Annotated in this window: 1 protein-coding gene; it reads right to left on the minus strand. The window is 58.8% G+C overall.

Translation table 11 applies throughout. The features are described from left to right. Positions 1 to 40: 40 nt before the first annotated feature. A protein-coding gene (locus FSY66_RS12385; protein ID WP_472650223.1) for an IS3 family transposase occupies positions 41 to 1,281 on the minus strand; the annotation gives its coding sequence in 2 pieces (ribosomal slippage) (positions 41 to 954 and positions 954 to 1,281; 1,242 coding nt in all). Positions 1,282 to 1,351: the final 70 nt, after the last annotated feature.

Genomic DNA, 1,351 nt, shown 5'->3' on the forward strand with positions numbered 1-1,351 from the left:
GGGCGTGAACCCCTGGAAGTGGACACATCAATGTGTACTATCAGGCGGCAATGTCCATCATAAATGTGCAATCGACCTCGAAGTCAACCGGTGCTCGATAACCCAGACTCGAATGTCTCCGCCTCGAGTTGTATCGAACCAACCACCGAAACACCTCACGACGACACTCGAGGTCCGAGACCCACCGCTTCGCTCCTTGCAGCGTCTCCCGCTTCAACGCCGCGTTGACCGACTCCGCCAGGGCATTATCAGCACTCGACCCGACCCTGCCCATCGACTGGACCACCCCGAACCGACGACACATCGCCTGAAACGACGAGGACGTATATTGACGACCATGGTCGCTGTGAAAAATCGCACCTTCCAGTGTTTCTCTGTTGTTTACTGCATTCTGTAACGCATCCTCGGCGAGACTGGACCGCATGTGATCGGCGATCGACCAGCCCACGATCCGCCGCGAATACAAGTCGATGACCGTGGCCAAATACAAGAACTTCCCCTCATCGCCATAGGGTAAGTAGGTGATGTCGCCGACGTAGGTCGTGCCCAACTCAGCGGCCGAGAAGTCCCTGCCGACCAGGTCGGCAAACACCTGAGCATCTGGGTCCGAGATCGTCGTAGTCTTCGGCTTACGCAAGTGGATACCGACCATGCCGTTGTTCCGCATCAGGCGGGCAACCCGCTTACGGTTGACCGGCTCGTCCACGTGCGGGTCATCGGCGAGTTCGGCCGTGATCCGTCGGTACCCGTACGTGTGGTCCCAGAATTCGAAGTGGTGCTCAATCCGCTCGCACAGAGCATCATCAGCAGCCTGCCTGGCCGCCCGTGCCGGCCGGGAGGCACACCACTTATAAAAGCTTGAGCGCTGGATACCCAGCACGGAACACATCCGCTTCACCTCATGGGTGTTTCGGTGGTCGTCAACGAACTGGAAACGGATCACCAGGTCGTCTCTGCCGCGAAATATTTCGTGGCTTTCCGCAGGATCGCTCGCTCTTCTTCCAGCCGCTCCACATCCGACCGCAGAGACCGCTTATCGGCCCGCAACGAATCGTTCTCGACCCGCAGGCGAGCAAGCTCCTCCTCGGGTGTCTCGGGCCGATCAGGCGAGCTCGTGGACACCTTGCCAGCTTCCTTCCGCGCTTGGAACACCCACGACTTGATCGCGCCACGGGAGATGCCAAGATCGGCCGCGACTTGGGAATAAGACATATCGGGATGAGTCTCGTACAGCGCGACGGCGTCGGCTTTGAACTCATCGGAGTACTTCTTCTTTGGCATGGTTTCTACTCGCATTCTCCGGCCCATTATGGGCCAGACTCAGCGTGTCCACCACTCAGGGTTCATCCCC

Source organism: Kocuria palustris (assembly GCF_007666205.1).
GTDB classification, from domain to species: Bacteria; Actinomycetota; Actinomycetes; order Actinomycetales; family Micrococcaceae; genus Kocuria; species Kocuria palustris_A.